Origin of the sequence: Pseudomonas sp. TJI-51 (assembly GCF_000190455.2) — a bacterium.
GTDB lineage: Bacteria > Pseudomonadota > Gammaproteobacteria > Pseudomonadales > Pseudomonadaceae > Aquipseudomonas > Aquipseudomonas juntendi.
In genome coordinates this window covers 1-16,275 of sequence record NZ_AEWE02000145.1, presented here as the reverse complement: position 1 = coordinate 16,275, position 16,275 = coordinate 1, and the positions used below count along the sequence as shown (strand labels likewise).

Annotated in this window: 10 protein-coding genes; 3 read left to right on the top strand and 7 right to left on the bottom strand. The window is 63.2% G+C overall.

Annotated elements, in window-relative coordinates; all coding sequences use genetic code 11:
* Positions 1–138: 138 nt before the first annotated feature.
* The 4 genes from lon to G1E_RS24940 form a co-directional block, all read right to left on the bottom strand.
* Entirely contained in the window at positions 139–2,559 is a 2,421-nt protein-coding gene (gene lon, locus G1E_RS24955) for an endopeptidase La (protein WP_009681961.1), read from the bottom strand.
* Between the two features lie 155 nt (positions 2,560–2,714).
* Positions 2,715–5,126 (bottom strand): glucose/quinate/shikimate family membrane-bound PQQ-dependent dehydrogenase, encoded by a 2,412-nt coding sequence (locus tag G1E_RS24950; RefSeq protein WP_009681960.1) that lies wholly within the window; start codon positions 5,124–5,126, stop codon positions 2,715–2,717.
* A 28-nt stretch (positions 5,127–5,154) separates the two neighbouring features.
* Positions 5,155–6,489 (bottom strand): carbohydrate porin, encoded by a 1,335-nt coding sequence (locus G1E_RS24945; protein ID WP_009681959.1) that lies wholly within the window; start codon positions 6,487–6,489, stop codon positions 5,155–5,157.
* Positions 6,490–6,778: 289 nt separating this feature from the next.
* Positions 6,779–8,818 (bottom strand): TonB-dependent receptor, encoded by a 2,040-nt coding sequence (locus G1E_RS24940; RefSeq protein WP_047150209.1) that lies wholly within the window; start codon positions 8,816–8,818, stop codon positions 6,779–6,781.
* Between the two features lie 163 nt (positions 8,819–8,981).
* On the opposite strand from G1E_RS24940, the gene G1E_RS24935 reads away from it, so the two are divergent.
* Both G1E_RS24935 and G1E_RS24930 read left to right on the top strand, forming a co-directional pair.
* Positions 8,982–9,203 (top strand): VF530 family DNA-binding protein, encoded by a 222-nt coding sequence (locus G1E_RS24935; protein WP_009681956.1) that lies wholly within the window; start codon positions 8,982–8,984, stop codon positions 9,201–9,203.
* Positions 9,204–9,205: 2 nt separating this feature from the next.
* Entirely contained in the window at positions 9,206–9,841 is a 636-nt protein-coding gene (locus tag G1E_RS24930; RefSeq protein WP_033690146.1) for a Pr6Pr family membrane protein, read from the top strand.
* Between the two features lie 120 nt (positions 9,842–9,961).
* Here G1E_RS24930 and G1E_RS24925 read toward each other — a convergent pair whose 3' ends face one another.
* From G1E_RS24925 to G1E_RS24915, 3 genes are all read right to left on the bottom strand, one after another.
* The gene (locus G1E_RS24925; RefSeq protein ID WP_009681954.1) at positions 9,962–10,723 is read right to left on the bottom strand and encodes a siderophore-interacting protein; all 762 of its coding nucleotides are present in this window, start codon (positions 10,721–10,723) and stop codon (positions 9,962–9,964) included.
* Positions 10,716–11,261, bottom strand: coding sequence for a PadR family transcriptional regulator (locus tag G1E_RS24920; protein WP_009681953.1), 546 nt, complete (start codon positions 11,259–11,261; stop codon positions 10,716–10,718). Before G1E_RS24920 ends, G1E_RS24925 begins: the two co-directional genes overlap by 8 nt.
* An 89-nt stretch (positions 11,262–11,350) precedes the next feature.
* On the bottom strand, positions 11,351–14,497 hold the full coding sequence (locus tag G1E_RS24915; RefSeq protein WP_033690145.1) for a transglycosylase domain-containing protein: 3,147 nt from the start codon (positions 14,495–14,497) through the stop codon (positions 11,351–11,353).
* A gap of 311 nt (positions 14,498–14,808) precedes the next feature.
* Between G1E_RS24915 and G1E_RS24910 the strand changes: the two genes are divergently transcribed.
* Positions 14,809–16,227: an amino acid permease gene (locus G1E_RS24910; RefSeq protein WP_009681951.1), complete on the top strand. Its 1,419-nt coding sequence runs from the start codon at positions 14,809–14,811 to the stop codon at positions 16,225–16,227.
* Positions 16,228–16,275: the final 48 nt, after the last annotated feature.

Sequence of the window (16,275 nt, the reverse complement as noted above, 5' to 3'; positions counted from 1 at the left end):
ATAGAATCTCCCACAGGTACCGCGCAAAGCTTGAGGTCTGCACTGCCCCTGTGGGAGCCCGGCTTGCCGGCGATGGGCTGCGAAGCAGCCCAATGGCTGCCACTCAGGCTTAACTGACTGGCATTAGCCCAGGGCCTGTCAGAACAATACTTTCGCCACGTCGGCAAAGCGTTTGGCAAAATGCACCGTCAAACCTTCACGCAGGTAGTCCGGCAGTTCCTCGAAGTCCCCGCGGTTAGGCTCTGGCAAGATCAATTCGAAGATCTTCTGCCGCCGTGCCGCGATCACTTTCTCGCGCACCCCGCCAATGGGCAGCACCTGGCCGGTGAGGGTAAGTTCGCCGGTCATGGCCACCCCCTTCTTCGGTGCCTGGTTGCGGGCCAGCGACAGCAGGGCACTGGCCATGGTGATGCCAGCGCTCGGCCCGTCCTTGGGGGTGGCCCCTTCAGGCACATGCAGGTGAATGAAGGCTTCGTTGAAGAAACCGGGGTCACCCCCGAACTGCTTGAGGTTGGAGCTGACGTAGCTGTAGGCGATCTCGGCCGATTCCTTCATCACATCGCCCAGCTTGCCAGTCAGCTTGAAGCCGCGGTTGAGGGTGTGGATGCGGGTTGCCTCGATCGGCAAGGTCGCGCCGCCCATGCTGGTCCAGGCCAGGCCCGTGATCACACCTTTGCCCGCCAGTACTTGCTCGCTGCGGAACACCGGCATGCCGAGTGCGGCCTCCAGGTCCTTGGTGCCGATTTTCAGCTTGGCGTCCGGGTTTTCCAGCAGCTTGACCACCGCCTTGCGCACCAGCTTGCCCAATTGCTTTTCCAGCTGGCGCACCCCGGCCTCTCGGGCGTAGCCCTCGATCACCGTGCGCAGCGCGCTGTCGCTGATGCTCAGGCTGGCCTTGGCCACCCCGGCCTTTTGCAACTGCTTGGGCCACAGGTGGCGCTTGGCGATGGCCAGTTTTTCTTCGGTGATATAGCCGGACAGGCGGATCACTTCCATGCGGTCCAGCAACGGGCCGGGGATCGAGTCCAGGGTGTTGGCGGTACATACGAAGAGCACTTTCGACAGGTCCAGGCGCAGGTCCAGGTAGTGGTCGAGGAAGTCGACGTTCTGTTCCGGGTCGAGGGTTTCCAGCAGCGCCGAGGCCGGGTCGCCCTGGTAGCTCTGGCCCATCTTGTCGATCTCGTCGAGCATGATGACCGGGTTCATCACTTCGACATCCTTCAACGCCTGCACCAGCTTGCCGGGTTGGGCGCCGATGTAGGTGCGGCGGTGACCCTTGATCTCGGCCTCGTCACGCATGCCGCCGACGCTGAAGCGGTAGAACGGTCGGCCGAGCGACTCGGCAATCGACTTGCCGATACTGGTCTTGCCCACGCCGGGCGGGCCCACCAGCAGCACGATCGAGCCGCTGATCTCGCCCTTCCAGGCGCCAACGGCGAGGAACTCGAGGATGCGTTCCTTGATGTCGTCGAGGCCTGCATGGTGTTGGTCGAGTACCTTGCGCGCGTGCTTGAGGTCGAGCTTGTCCTTGCCGTGGATGCCCCATGGCAGGGCAGTGGCCCATTCCAGGTAGTTGCGGGTAACGGCGTATTCGGGCGAACCGGTTTCCAGAATGGCCAGTTTGCCCATTTCTTCATCGATGCGTTTGCGCGCCTGCTCGGGCAGGGTCTTGCCTTCCAGGCGCTGCTCGAACTGCTCCAGGTCGGCACTGCGGTCGTCCTTGGTCAGGCCCAGCTCCTGCTGAATGACCTTGAGCTGTTCCTTGAGGAAGAACTCGCGCTGATGCTCGCCAATCTGGCGGTTCACCTCGGCCGAAATCTCGTTTTGCAGGCGGGCGACTTCGACCTCCTTGCGCAACATGGGCAGCACTTTTTCCATGCGCTTGAGCATGGGCACGCAGTCCAGCACTTCCTGCAACTGGCCGCCGGTAGCCGAGGTCAGCGCGGCGGCGAAGTCGGTGAGCGGCGACGGGTCGTTAGGGCTGAAGCGGTTGAGGTAGTTCTTCAGCTCTTCGCTGTAAAGCGGGTTGAGCGGCAGCAGTTCCTTGATCGCGTTGATCAGGGCCATACCGTAGGCCTTGACCTCGTCGGTAGGCTCGGCGGGCTGGCGCGGGTATTCCACTTCGACCAGATAGGGCGGGCGGTGATGCTTGAGCCAGGTACGGATACGCACCCGGGTCAGGCCTTGGGCCACGAACTGCAGCTTGCCGTTTTCACGGCTGGCATGGTGCACCTTGACCAGCGTGCCGTATTGCGGCAATGCCGAGGTATCGAAGTGGCGGTGGTCTTCTGCCGGCGTGTCCATGAAGAACAGGGCCAGGCAGTGGTCAGGGGACTTGGCGACCAGATCAAGGGTCTCCGCCCAGGGCTCTTCGTTGACGATCACAGGCAGTACCTGGGCCGGGAAGAACGGGCGGTTGTGGATCGGAATCACATAGACCTTGTCCGGCAGTTGTTGGCCGGGCAGGGCGAGGGCGTGGCCGGCTTGGGCCTGGGGGGTGGTGTGCTCGACTTCGCTGTGTTCGTCGGGGTGTTCCGGGAAATCCTGCTGGTCGCTCATGGGGCACCTGCGTGAATGACTATGGTGCTTAGATGGGGCGCAGGGGATTGGGTTTCAAGTTTCAAGCTGCAAGGTGCAAGCTGCAAGCTGCAAGAAAAAAGCGGGACCGCATTGGCCCCGCTTTTACTTGCGGCTTGTAGCTTGTGACTTGCAGCTTATTCAGCCAGTTTGTAAGCGATGATGTAATCGCCCATCCGCGTACCCAGCGAGCCATGCCCGCCCGCGGTCACCAGCACATATTGCTTGCCGTCCTTGCCGGTGTAGGTCATCGGGGTGGCTTGGCCACCCGCTGGCAGGCGGGCTTTCCACAGTTCCTTGCCGTTGTTCACGTCGTAGGCGCGCAGGTACTGGTCGAGGGTCCCGCTGAGGAAACCGACGCCGCCTGCGGTCACGATCGAGCCGCCCATGCTGGGCACGCCAACCGGCAGGCCGATCGGCACGGGTGTGCTGTCACGGGTGGTGCCGTTCTTGTGCTTCCACACGACTTTGTTGGTGAACAGGTCGATGGCGGCCACGTAGCCCCAGGCCGGGGCCTGGCACGGCACGCCCAGGGGCGACATGAACGGGTGCATGGTCACGGCATACGGGGCACCGGTGTTCGGCTGCACGCCGCTGGTTTCGCTTTCGCGCTTGCTGCCCTCGGCAACCTGTTCACGCGGCACCATCTTCGACACGAATGCCATGTAGTTGGGCGAGGTGAACAGCAACTGGCGCACCGGGTCGACCGATACGCTGCCCCAGTTGAATACGCCTACGTTGCCTGGGTAGACCAGCGAGCCCTGCTCCGACGGTGGGGTGTACTGGCCCTCGTAGCGCAGTTCGCGGAACTGGATGCGGCACAGCATCTGGTCGAACGGGGTGGCGCCCCACATGGCTTGTTCGGTCAGTTCCGGGCCCAGCAGGTTGAGGTCGGAACGGGCCTGGGTCGGCGAAGTGTGGTCGCCTTTCACCGCACCTTGCGGGGTGGGGATTTCACGGATCGGCACGATTGGCGTACCGTCGCGGCGGTCGAGCACATACAGGCTACCCTGCTTGGTCGGCACGATGATCGCCGGTTTCACGCCATCGTCGGTCTTCAGGTGCACCAGCGTCGGCTGGCTGCCGACGTCCATGTCCCACAGGTCGTGGTGGGTGAACTGGTAGTTCCAGCGGGCCTTGCCGGTCGCAAGGTCCAGGGCTACCACACCTGCGCTGTACTTCTCGGCGCCTGGGGTGCGGTCAGCGCCCCACTGGTCTGGGGTCTGGTTACCCAGCGGCAGGTAGATCATGCCGAGGTCTTCGTCGACACTGGCGATCGACCACATGTTGGCCGAGTTGCGGCTGTACATCTTGCCGGGGGCCAACGGCTTGGTGTCTTCCGGGTTGTTGCTGTCCCAGTTCCACACCAGGTGGCCGTCGTGCACGTCGTAGGCGCGGATGACGCCAGACGGCTCGTTGGTGGACTCGTTGTCGGTGACATGGCCGCCGATGATCACCAGGTCGCGGGTAATGGCCGCGGGCGAGGTGGAGTAATAGCCGCCGGCGGTGAACGGGCCGATGCCGGTTGTCAGGTCGATCACACCCTGGTTGGCGAAGCCTTCGCAGACCTTGCCGTTGTCGGCGTTGATGGCGATCAGGCGCGCATCTGCGGTGGGCAGATACAGGCGGCGCGGGCAGGCCTGCGCCACGGCTTGGCCGGCGTCGCTGATTTTCGGGGCCGGGCTGCCGTCGCGGCTGACGTAGCGGTTCTCGTCATAATACGAAACCCCGCGGCAGGTCATGTGGGCAAAGCCTTTGAAGGTGCCGGTGGGGCTCTTCACCTGCGGGTCATAGCGCCAGATTTCCGCGCCGGTGTCCGGGTCGAGTGCCAGCAGGCGGCTATGCGCGGTGCAGGCATACAGCATACCGTTGACTTTCAGCGGGGTGTTCTGGTTGGTCAGCTCGACCGGGTCGTTCTCGGTCGGCAGGTCACCGGTGCGGATGCGCCAGGCTTCTTCCAGGCGGTAGGCGTTCTGCGGGGTGATCTGGCGCAGTGGCGAATAACGGTCGCCATGCTCGGTACGGCCATAAGCCTGCCATTCGCCGTCCGGCATGCTCGGCGCGGCGCTGGCCATCTCGCTGCTGTCGCGGCCCAGTTCGCCAAACACCTCACCCGGGTGGGTGAACTGGCTGCCCAGGGCGCAGGCGCCTGCGGCCACCACGGCCACGCTGAGCAGCGCCGTGTTGGCAGTGCTGGCGGGGCCGATCAGCGGGCGGCGTGCCCACGGTAGCAGCAGGACCACGCCGATGGCGAACCAGATGGCCAGGCGCGGCACCAGTTGCCACCAGTCCAGGCCGACTTCGAGCAAGGCCCATACCGTGCTGCCTAGCAGCACCAGGCCGTACAGGCCCAAGGCAATGCGCCGTTGGGCCAGCAGCAGAATGCCCGACAAGGCAAAGCCGATACCGGCAACAAGGTAGTACAGCGAGCCGCCCAGCTGGCTCAACTTGATGCCGCCGGCCAGCAGGGCCAGGCCCATCAGCAACAGCAGCGCGCCAATCAGGCGCGGTAGCCAGCGGCTTCCAGTGTTGGCACCTTCAGTGCTCATTTCAGGTTCTCCGTCACGTCAAAAAAATTCAGAAACTGCTTTGGATCTTCAGGCCACCGACCAGGGCGCCATCAACTTGCGACACGCCGCCGGGATGGCGGATGTACTGCAGGTTCGGGCGGACCGTGAGCCAGTTGGCCACATGAATGCCGTAGTACAGCTCGGCGCTGTATTCCGTGTCTTGCACAGGCAGGAAGCCGGGGTTGTCGTAATCGTCAAGGCCGGCTGCCTGGTTGGCCAGGCGGGCGTTCTTGCGGTAGCCAGGGTTGACGTGCACGCGGGCGAGGGCGAAGCCGATGTCGTCCTTGGCGCGGGCATCGAAAGGCCCTTTGAATACCAGTCCTGCCTGAACATAGTTGTCGATGACATTGGTTTTCTTGTCGTGCATCGTTGCGTTGGCGAATAGGCTCAGGCCACGCGAATGGTCGGAGGCCAGTGCAGTCACCTGCTGCTGGGCGCCGAGCCACACGCCATGCTTGCTCGAGCTGCTGCGGTAGGCGCCGCCGCTCAGGGCTGCCGGCTGGCCGTTGCTGTCCTTGAGAACATCGTGTGCCTTGGCATTACTGTAGTAGTAGCCGGCGCGATATTCCCCTTTCAGGCCTTTGACGCGCGGGCTCCATACCAGTTCGACTGGCATGACCGCACCTTGGGTGCCGCTGCCACTGAGCTTGAAGCCGTTACCTGACTCGAGGTTGGACGGGTTCTGTTCGAACACGCCAACCTGCGCGTACAACGTGGGGCTGAGGTTGTAGCGCACGCGCAGGGCCCATTGGCTGACCGGCCAGTTGTACCAGATGCCACCCACCCAGTTGCCCACCTGCGAGCCGCAGAAGGCCAGGTTCTGGAAGTCACAGGGGAAACTGTTGAAGTCCTCGCCTTCGCCGAAACGGCCGAATTTCACGTCCAGTGCGCCGTCGAAGTACTTCTGCTTGATCCACATTTGCGTCAGCCGCCAGGTTTCACCGCGGCCCCATACTTCCTGGGCCGAGGTAAAGCCACCCACGCGTGGGTCATTGATGCGGTCGTTGCTGATGTTGTCGCCGTGGCGCTCGGTGATGGTCAGTTGCACTTCGGTGTCGTGCCAGCCAAGGATCTTGTCCAGGTCCAGGTGGCTGCCAAAGGTGAACTGGTCGCTGTAGCGCGCGGTACGGTCATGGTCGTAGCCACCGTGCAGGTTGCTGCCCATCTCGCCGGTGTAGCCGAGGGTGAAGTCGTAGCCTTGTTCAAGCAACCGGGTGCGGGTGCCGCCCCAGTCGCCGAGCATCCACGGGGAGTCGTTGGCGAACATTTCGCTGGCGCAGGTGGGGGTCGCCAAGGCAGCAAGGGCGACGCCTATGTAACAGGTTTTGGGCAGTTGGAGCATGAGATAGCGCTATCTTCTGATTATTGAAAAAACGGCAAGCGCATCGAAAGGCGAGGCTTTCAATGGATGTGGCAACGTGGGAGTTCAGTGAAGCGTTTCAGCTTGCGGCGGGGAGGATATAGGGGAAGGCGTCAGAAAAAAAGACAAATTGTCGCAGGTCATTATTGTTCAATTGGTAATAATGTCCGTAGGGCTCTGCTCTGCGCAGTTCCTGCGCCTACCCAGGTGTGGCGCAGTACGTGTAGGAAATGGCTTGCCGGCGATTGGGGCGCAAAGCGCCCCCACCATTTCAAAAGGTGGTACGCAGGCCCACTTCCACACTGCGCCCCGGTGCTGGCGCGATATCGCGCAGAATCGAGCTGGCATAGCGCACGGTCTGGTCGGTCAGGTTCTCACCGCGCACGAACGCCAGCCACTGGCTCTGGCCAACGTCGAAGCGGTAGCCAACACTGGCCCCCAGCGTGGTATAGCCATCGGTGCTGCTTTCGTTGGCCGGCTTGCGGTGCTGAGAGGCGGCGTGCTGCACGTCAACCCGGGCCTGCCAGCGGTCCAGCTCCCAGACCAGGCCACTGTTCAGGCGTAGCGGGGCAATACGGGGCAGCGGCTCGCCGCTGTCAAGGTTCTTGGCCCGGGTGTAGTCACCCGACAATTCCAGGGCAAAGCTGCCATAACGGTTATCGACCAGCTGCCAGCGGTCCTGGGCCTCGATGCCGTAGAAGCGTGCCCGCACACCTTGGTACTGGTACTCCGGGAAACCGTCGTCGTGATCATGGTCAGCTTCGTCGTGGTCGTGATCATGCCCGCTTTCGCGCAGGTTGCCGGTGCCGATCAGGCCGATGTAATTGCGGAAGTGGCTGTAGAACAGCCCGACGCTGCCCTTGTGCGTACCGTTGTCGAAGCGTAACGCCAGGTCGGCGGAAATGGCCTTTTCCTTGTTCAGCCTGGCATCACCGACTTCATAGGCACCGGTGGCGACGTGGGCGCCATTGGCATACAGCTCGTAGAAGGTCGGGGCGCGTTCGGTATAGCCAAGGTTGGCCGCCAGCGACCAGACCGGGTCGAGTTGGTACACCGCGCCCGATGACAGGCTGAACGCATTGAAGCTGCTGGCGCTGTTGGCGTCGACGAAGTTCTCGTTGCCTTTGGCATCCGGGGCCACGCGGGTGTGTTCCATGCGTGCGCCCAGGCTCAGGTTCAGGCGCTCGGTCGCTTGCCACTGTTCGAGCATGAACAACGCCAGGCTGTCGGTATCGGTGTGCGGCACGAAGGCCTCTTCGCCCAGGGCAGAGAATTCGTTGCGGCTGACTTGCGCACCGATCACGCCCTCCACAGGCCCGAGCGGCTGGTGGCGGGCTTCGATACGCGCTTCGTAGCCTTTGTTCTTGAACGTGGTGTGAACCTCGCCTTCCTCTATTTCGCTGTGTTCGTAGTCGGTGTAGCCGGCATCGACCTTGACCGAGCTGAACGGGCCGTCGAGGTCGCGCAGTTCGGAGGCGAAGGCGTAGTGGTCCTGTTTCATGTCCAGGCGCACGCCGGATTCGGCCACCGAGCCGTAGTTGCTGTCGTAGCGGCTGTACGACAGGCCGGCGTAACCGTGGTCCCAGTGGTAGGCACCGCCGATGGCGCCGCCATCCTGGCGGCCATCGCTGTTTTCCAGGCGGTGCTTGCTGCCGGGCTCTTCGGCATCGCGCACTTTCGCGCTACGGGCGTAGCCAGGGATGCGCAGGTCATTGAACTGACGGCTGTTGGCATCCAGGTGCAGGGCGAATGTGCCATCGCCGGCTTCTAGCTTGCCGGCGCTGCTGCGGGTCGTGTCGGCGCCACCGTAACGCAGTTCACCGGCGCCGTGAATGCCCTCGATGGGGGCGTCGGGGATGCGGTTATCGAAGGTGTTGACCACGCCGCCAATGGCGTTGCCGCCGTACAACAGTGCGGCAGGGCCGCGCACGATTTCGACACGATCGACGGTCACCGGGTCCAGCGGCACGGCATGGTCGTAGGACAGCGAGGAGGCATCCAGGGCGCCTACGCCGTTGCGCAGGATGCGAATGCGATCGCCATCCAGGCCACGAATGACCGGGCGGCTGGCGCCAGGGCCGAACCAGGTCGAGGCGACACCGGGCTGTTTGTTCAGGGTTTCACCGAGGCTGCCGTGCTGCTGTTGCAGCAGGTTGTCGCCTTCGAGCACGGTGCTGGGCGCGGCCAGTTGGCGGTTGCCCAGCGGGTTGGCCGTGATCACCTGGGGTTCAAGTTCCACCGCGTGGCTGGGCGAAGCGGCCAGCCAGAGCGCGACGGCAAGGGGGGAGAGGCGAAGCGGTGCAGACAACATGAGAGTGGGACGTTCCTTGGCAGATGCTCATATAGTGTTACAACATAACATAACTATTTCAGCACAGAGGTTTCTTCCCTGGCCAGCGTTTTTCTGCGGCCTCGCCGGATCCCACCCGCCACTACACTCGTGTAAGGTGCGCATCTTTCCCACGGAGTACAGCATGAGCACGGCCCAACACAACGCGCTGCACGGCAAGACCCTCGAACAGATCCTTACCGAGCTGGTGGTGCATTACCAATGGCAGGGCTTGGCCGAACGCATTGACGTGCGTTGCTTCAAGAGCAACCCGACGATCAAGTCGAGCCTGACCTTCTTGCGTAAAACCCCTTGGGCGCGGGAAAAGGTCGAGCAGTTGTACGTGAAGCTGCAGCGTCAGGCCTGAACGTGCTGCGGCGACCCTGGCTGACCGTCATGGCGGTGCTGGGCTGGTTCGGCCTGACCGTGCAGGTGTACCTGGTACTGCTGGCGCGTTGGCAGGAGCAGGCCAGCCTGATCGGCGGCCTGATCAACGTGTTTGGCTATTTCACGGTGTTGACCAACACCTTGGTGGCCACGGTGCTCAGTTATGCGGCGTTTGGCCGCGAAGGCCGGGCCAGGCATTTTTTTCTGTCGCCGTCGGTGAGTTCCGCGGTGGCCGCGAGCATTGTGCTGGTAGCGCTGGCCTACAGCGTGTTGCTGCGCCACTTGTGGCAGCCAGAGGGCTGGCAATGGCTGGCCGACGAGTTGCTGCACGACGTGATGCCGGCGCTGTACGCCTTGTACTGGTGGTGTGAGGTGCCCAAGGGCCATTTGCGTCTGCGGCATTTGGCGCTGTGGGCACTCTACCCGGCCGTATACTTTGGCTACGCCTTGTGGCGGGGTAGCGAGATAGGCCTGTACGCCTACCCGTTCATCGATGTGGCGAGGCTGGGGTACGGGCAAGTGCTGCTCAATGCCCTGGGCGTGCTGGCGGGGTTCTGGGGGATCGGGCTGGTGTTGCTGGGGCTGGATCGTTGGCGTGGGGCGCAAAAGTTTGCTTAGCCTGTGCCGACCTCTTCGCGGGCAAGCCCGCTCCTACAGGAATACCGCCGTCTCCAAGGCTGGTGATGTACCTGTGGGAGCGGGCTTGCCCGCGAAGAGGCCGTAACAGGCTGAAGCCGATTATTCGTCGTCCCCAGCCCCGTCGGCCCGCCAGTAAGCCGCGGCTTTCAAAGCATCCTCGGGCACGCCTTTTTCCAGCAGCAGCGCCTTGGCCTGGCGGGTCAGGGTTTTTTCCAGCGCTACCCAGGCGTACAACCGGCCTTGCGGCAAGGTCAGGTTCTGCACCAATGCCAGCAGGTCTTCCTCGTGGCGGCGTACCCAGATCACCTCGACCTGCGCCTTGCTCGGCAGCGGCTGGCGCTCCTGCTCATCCTCGATCTGGATCACCGCCAGCACCTGGCGGCCAGCAGGCAGCTCCTCGAGCCGCCTGCCGATTGCCGGGATGGCCGTTTCATCGCCGATCAGCAAGTAGCTGTCGAACACATCCGGCACCACCAGTGAGGCGCGTGGCCCGGCGATATTCAGGGTTTGGCCGACCGCGGCCTGCGCCGCCCACGTGGAAGCAGGGCCGTCGCCATGCAGGACGAAGTCGATGTCCAACTCGTTGGCCACCAGGTCTATGCGCCGTGGCGTGTATTCACGCATGGTGGGCCGTACGCCACTGTCCTTGCCCAGCTTGCGGGCCTCGATGGCCTGTTGCTGCTCCGGGGTTTCGCCGAACAGCAGCTTGATATGGTCGTCGCTGCCCAAGCTGGTGAAGCCTTGCAGTTCAGCCCCGCCCAACGTGATACGGCGCATGCGCGGGGTAAGCTCGGTGACCCGCAGCACCTGCAGGCAGCGCTGGCGAATCTCATGGTTGACGCGGTGAATGCTGTTAGTCATGGAGCGCCTCCGTAGCAGCGCCGGCCGGCCCGGAAGCGATGGCTTTGGCGGTGTGGTTGAGCAGGTCGCGAACCCTGTCGATTTCTTCAGGTGTCCAGCGGCCGCTGTGCATGTGCAGCGCATGGCGCAGGTTGCCCACCGCTTCGTGAATTTCAGGCGGGCGATCGTGGCCGCGCAAGGCGCGCTTGCTGACTTCGATGCGCATGCGCACGCCGTCCAGCGCCACCGCCTGGTCCGCCAGTGCACCGCGGCCGGCCTCGGTGATGGCATACAGGCGCTTGCTGCCCTGCACCTGGCCGCTGATCAGCTCGGCTTCTTCAAGAAAATTCAGCGTGGGGTAGATCACCCCGGGGCTCGGGCTGTAACTGCCTTCGAACAGGTTCTCGATCTGGCGGATCAGGTCGTAGCCATGGCCGGGCTGGCTTGCGAGCAAGTCGAGCATGAGCAACTTGAGGTCACCGGGGGCAAATACACGGGGGCCGCGTTCGCCGCGCCCGGGGCGCCGTTCGAAGGGGTCATGGGGGGTAAGTTCACGCATGGGAATAGGGGCTCCTTCTTTGCGATATATCGTAAGATATTACTCAAGATATATCTAAAGACAAGCCCTCAATTGCTGATGATTCTCATCTAATTGTTCGATTCGTCCGCTTTCGTGGTCGAGTTGGCGGCCACTTCCGGCGGCTTGCACGCGTTCGGATTGCCCGGCTGCAGGTATGGCATGAGGATCGGTGCCATGCCCTTGAGTACCTGCACCGGCAGCGCCGAAGTGAACTTGAATGCCTCTGCCGAACGCCCTGGCACGAACGCGGTCAAGGTGCCGAAGTGGTTTTCGCCCAGGAAGAACACGAAGGTGGCGGTGCGGTTGAGCGACCGCGAGCCGATCAGCCGGCCGCCGGCGCCAAAGCTTTCAATGCGGTTGTCACCGGTACCGGTTTTGCCGCCCATTACCAGGGGCGTGCCGTCCTGCAGCTTGAAACTGCCGGAAATGCGCCGCGCGGTGCCGGCATCGACCACCTGCGACATGGCACCTTTGAGGGCGCGTGCTACCTCGACCGGCAGAATCCGCACCCCCCGGTCCGGGTCGCTGATCAGTTTGGTTTCGTAGGGGGTGTTGGCGGCAAAATGCAGGGTGTCGATGCGCAGTGTGGGCAGGCGGATGCCATCGTTCTGGATGATCCCAACCAGCTCCGAGAGGGCGGCAGGGCGGTCGCCCGAGCTGCCGATGGCGGTCGCCAGCGACGGCACCAGGTGGTCGAACGGGTAGCCCACGCGCTTCCAGCGCTGGTGGATGTCGAGGAACGCTTCGATTTCCACCATGGTGCGAATGCGGCTGTCGCGAGCGCCCTGGTGGCGGCTCTTGAACAGCCAGCCGTAGACCTCCTGGCGCTCGAAGCGGCTGGCGTTGACCATCTCGCTCAAGGTCGAACTGGGGTTCTTCAGCAGGTAGCCGAGCAGCCACAGGTCCAAGGGGTGGACCTTGGCAATGTAACCCTGGTCGGGCAGGTCGTACTTGCCCGGGCCATAGGCTTCGTACATCTCGGCCAGGCGGCCATCGCTGAGTTTGCCCAGGGCGCTCTTGTCACCCTTGAGGTGAGCGCGGACAAAGGCATTGAACGTTTGCTGGCCCGCTTCGGGGAACAGGTAGCGGTGCACGGCGGCCAACCGTTGCGGGGTCACGCGCATGCTGTCGAGGAAGGTATCCAGGCGCTGTTGCGAGGTCTTGCGCTGGTATTTCTTCCAGAAGCGCATCAGGTAGTTGGTGCCTTCCTTGTCGGCAAAGCGCGCCAGGTACTCCTGGCGACGCGGGTCGGCGTCATCCTTGAGCAGCGGTACGCGGTTGTAGGGCTGCTGGTAGGTCACATAGCGCACCAGGTCGCGCATCAGGCGGATGAAGGGCAAGTTGATCGACTCGCGCAGGGCATCCTTGAGCGTGGGGTTGCGGCTGTTGTCCTCCTTGCGGAAGTTGTTGAACACATGCATGCCGCCGCCGGTGAAAAACGCCTCGCCGGTGCTGGCCGAGTACTTGCGCTCCAGGGCGGCGTCGAGCATGGCATCCAGGCTCTGGTTCTTGCTGTTCTGCGCCAGCCAATCCAGTGACCATTGGGTGATGCGGTCAAGCTCGGCGACGTCGACCTTTTTCAGCTCGGCGACAGGCTTGCCGGCGTACTTGTCGTGCAGTTCGGCAATGATCTCCAGGTAGGTCGTCAGTACCCGCAACTTCGCCGTGGAGCCCAGCTCCAGCTTGCTGCCTTCGTTGATGTCGAATGGCTGGTCGGTACTGTCGGTCTGCACCCTGACCCGCGAGCCATCGGCGGTGCGTTCGAACAGGGTGAAGCTGTAGCTCACCTGGTCGGTGGTCTTGGCGGTGAGCAGGCGCTCGCCGATCAGGCCGATCTGCGCAGCGAAAGCCGGGTCGGCAAGGTTTTTCAGGTATTGGCTGACCTGCAATTGCAGGTCGGCCTGCAGGGTGCTGGTAGCCGATACATCGAGGCGGTCGAGGTCGTACAGCGGGCGGTTGAGCATGGCCGCCAGGCGGTTGCGCGCCAGGCTGATACCCTTGTTGGTGACGATGGGCACGATGGTCGGTTGCGCCACCCAGTCGCGGTACACCGCCTTGCTGGCCAGCGCTGCGTCGGCCAGTGGCTGATCGATGACCTTGTTGGCGGCGAGCACGCGGATGTGCGAATCGGTCAGCTCGGCCAGTTCCACCCGGCCTTTGGACAAGTAATGCGAGGGCCGCCGCTGGGCAATCATCAGCGACAGCACCTGGCGCAGGGCCAGGCCGCGCGCCGCCATGCTTTGCGGGTCGGTGGCGGTGGACGTCAGCGCCTGGTTGACCTGGTCGAAGTCGGCGCCGTACCACACCCGCAACCCCTCGGCCATGCCGTGCACCTCGCCGTGGCCAGGCACGGCCGACAGTGGCACGCTATTGAGGTAGTCACGCACGATGCGTTTGCGCGCCTCGGTGGTGTCGGGGCCGCCCTGGTACGCGCGCACGCTGGCCGAAATCATCTGGCGGATCTTCTCGGCCCCCGATACGGTCAGGCCATCTGGGGAGTGGCGATACTTTTCCAATTGCGTGGCCAGGGTGCTGCCACCCGCCGACTGGCCGGGCAGCGCCAGGTACTTGGCCACCTGGCTGTAGGCGGCCTTGGCGAAGCGCGGCCAGTCCACGGCCGGGTTGTTGCGCGGGTCTTGGGTGTCGAGCAGGTCGCGGTTCTCGATGAACAGCAGACTATTGACCATCACGGGCGGGATGGCGGCGAAGTCGGGGTACAGGTGCTGCGGGTAGTTGTACTGGTAGAGCGTGTCGCCACGGCAGTCGGTGATCGACAGGCCCGCCTGGATCTTCTCGATATAGGGCACGAACAGCCCATGCTCGACGTAGTTCATCAACGCCGGGGAAAACCTGACCTGTTCGCTGATCAGGTAGTCGCGCTTGAGCAGGCGCGGCAGAAACTCACCCAGGGCACTGTAGCCCAGGCGTTTGTCGAACGGCCCGTCACCGGGGTAGACGATGGCGTCGCTGGGGCCGGGCTGCAGCGAGTAGGTGAGGGTGCTGGCGAGCTTGCTGAACTCCCGCGACTGCAACTCGGACGTGCGAAATTCGTCGTAGGCGGCGAAGCCGACAGCCACCAGCGCCACCAGCACGATGAGGATGATCAGCCGCCACCATAGCCGACGCTGCCGGGGGGGCTTGCGTTGTGGCGTCTCGGCCGGCGGTGTCTCGGGTGCTTCCGTCCTGCTTGGTTCCGATTGCCACAGTGCGCCCATAATCTTCAATCCGGCCAGGTATTTTCGTCTTGCTTGCCTGAAGCTTAGACGGTGAGCGGGTAGGCGGAAACATTTGTCGGCGCTGATCAAGGTACCGGGGGCTCCGGAGAACTCGCTGATTATTCATGGATATACAGCGAAAACCCCTTCAGCGGTCTTCCTATACTGCTCGCCCCTTCGCCCTGCCGGGTTGCGCTGACCCGGCACGCAGGCCAGCCCAAAAGGCCAGCTTGGCAAGCCAAGGCCACGCCTATCGGCGTGGCGGGTGCTGCACGAAGGCAAATCCAATAACAAAATGAGGTTGAATCGCTATGCCAGTCGGCAACCACCCTGCCCATGGCCAGCCCACCCAAGGCGGCCCGCTCAAGCGTGAACTGGGCGAACGGCATATCCGTCTGATGGCGCTGGGCGCCTGTATCGGTGTCGGTCTTTTCCTAGGCTCGGCCAAGGCCATCGAAATGGCCGGCCCGGCCATCATGCTGTCCTACATCATCGGTGGCCTGGCCATTCTGGTGATCATGCGCGCCCTTGGTGAAATGGCCGTGCACAACCCTGTCGCCGGCTCGTTCAGCCGCTATGCGCAGGACTACCTCGGCCCGCTGGCGGGCTTTCTCACTGGCTGGAACTACTGGTTCCTGTGGCTGGTGACCTGTGTTGCGGAAATTACCGCGGTAGCCATCTACATGGGGATCTGGTTCCCCGACGTGCCCCGCTGGATCTGGGCCCTGGCGGCGCTGGGCAGCATGGGGGCGGTCAACCTGGTAGCGGTCAAGGCCTTCGGCGAATTCGAGTTCTGGTTCGCCCTGATCAAGATCGTCACCATCATCGCCATGGTGCTGGGCGGCGTCGGCATCATTGCCTTCGGCCTGGGCAATGACGGTGTGGCCGTGGGCATCGCCAACCTGTGGAGCAACGGCGGCTTCATGCCCAATGGCGTGACCGGCGTGCTGATGTCGCTGCAGATGGTGATGTTCGCCTACCTGGGCGTGGAAATGATCGGTTTGACTGCCGGTGAAGCCCGTAACCCGCAAAGAACCATTCCGCAGGCCATCGGCTCGGTGTTCTGGCGCATCCTGCTGTTCTATGTCGGTGCGTTGTTCGTGATTCTGTCGATCTACCCGTGGAACGAAATTGGCAGCCAGGGCAGCCCGTTCGTCATGACCTTCGAGCGCCTGGGCATCAAGACCGCCGCGGGCATCATCAACTTCGTGGTCATCACCGCGGCACTGTCCTCATGCAATGGCGGCATCTTCAGCACCGGGCGCATGCTCTATAGCCTGGCGCAGAACGGCCAAGCCCCGGCGGCCTTTGCCCGTACCTCGAACAACGGGGTACCGCGCAATGCGCTGCTGCTGTCCATCGGCGCGCTCCTGCTGGGTGTGCTGGCCAACTACCTGGTGCCGGAGAAGGTCTTCGTCTGGGTGACGTCGATTGCCACCTTTGGCGCGATCTGGACCTGGGTGATGATCCTGCTGGCACAGTTGAAATTCCGTGCCGGCCTTACCCCTGCCCAGCGCCAGGGGCTGAAGTACCGCATGTGGTTGTGGCCGCTGAGCTCTTACCTGGCATTGGCGTTCCTGGTGCTGGTGGTGGGACTGATGGCGTACTTCGAGGACACCCGGGTGGCGCTGTACATCGGCCCGGCATTCCTGGTGCTGTTGACCGTGCTGTACCACGTGTTCCGGTTGGCACCCAAAAACGTGCAGGGTACGGCCAGTACCGCTTCCTGACCTGAGTTGGCCGGGGCCGCGCTGCGGCCCATCGTCGGCAAGCCAACT

Bases quoted from the DNA above. Each gene is read 5' to 3' on its own strand.
- lon (WP_009681961.1), bottom strand. From the start codon at position 2,559: ATGAGCGACCAGCAGGATTTCCCGGAACACCCCGACGAACACAGCGAA.
- G1E_RS24950 (WP_009681960.1), bottom strand. From the start codon at position 5,126: ATGAGCACTGAAGGTGCCAACACTGGAAGCCGCTGGCTACCGCGCCTG.
- G1E_RS24945 (WP_009681959.1), bottom strand. From the start codon at position 6,489: ATGCTCCAACTGCCCAAAACCTGTTACATAGGCGTCGCCCTTGCTGCC.
- G1E_RS24940 (WP_047150209.1), bottom strand. From the start codon at position 8,818: ATGTTGTCTGCACCGCTTCGCCTCTCCCCCCTTGCCGTCGCGCTCTGG.
- G1E_RS24935 (WP_009681956.1), top strand. From the start codon at position 8,982: ATGAGCACGGCCCAACACAACGCGCTGCACGGCAAGACCCTCGAACAG.
- G1E_RS24925 (WP_009681954.1), bottom strand. From the start codon at position 10,723: ATGACTAACAGCATTCACCGCGTCAACCATGAGATTCGCCAGCGCTGC.
- G1E_RS24920 (WP_009681953.1), bottom strand. From the start codon at position 11,261: ATGCGTGAACTTACCCCCCATGACCCCTTCGAACGGCGCCCCGGGCGC.
- G1E_RS24915 (WP_033690145.1), bottom strand. From the start codon at position 14,497: ATGGGCGCACTGTGGCAATCGGAACCAAGCAGGACGGAAGCACCCGAG.
- G1E_RS24910 (WP_009681951.1), top strand. From the start codon at position 14,809: ATGCCAGTCGGCAACCACCCTGCCCATGGCCAGCCCACCCAAGGCGGC.